Source organism: Paraburkholderia sp. SIMBA_027 (assembly GCF_046535315.1).
GTDB classification, from domain to species: domain Bacteria; phylum Pseudomonadota; class Gammaproteobacteria; order Burkholderiales; family Burkholderiaceae; genus Paraburkholderia; species Paraburkholderia tropica.
On record NZ_JAWRWY010000698.1, the window covers coordinates 1 to 267 of the forward strand.

The 267-nt window shown below is 52.4% G+C and carries 1 protein-coding gene; it reads right to left on the reverse strand.

What is annotated here, in order from left to right; all coding sequences use genetic code 11:
• Positions 1-267 (reverse strand): hypothetical protein (locus SB764_RS40825; RefSeq protein ID WP_410866871.1); only part of this gene is annotated, 267 nt, incomplete at both ends.

Consider the following 267-nt stretch of genomic DNA (forward strand, 5'->3'; position numbering starts at 1 on the left):
GCTTTGGATTGCCGCCAATTATAGCCCCCGTGGACGGATCGAAAGTCAGCGTGGTGGTCGCCATGACGATATCGCCACTGTCCAGATCATAAGGGAAGCCGGACGACGTGCCGGTATAATTTACGTAAGCAGTGACCTCCCACGTGTTGTCATCGATCTTGGTGAAATAGATGTCGCTACGTCCGGTCTCATCTATGTTGATCGTTTGAAAACTGTAGCCGGAGTTTGGAGTATTCTGCGAAGGAGGAAGACCGGCTAACCCGGTGC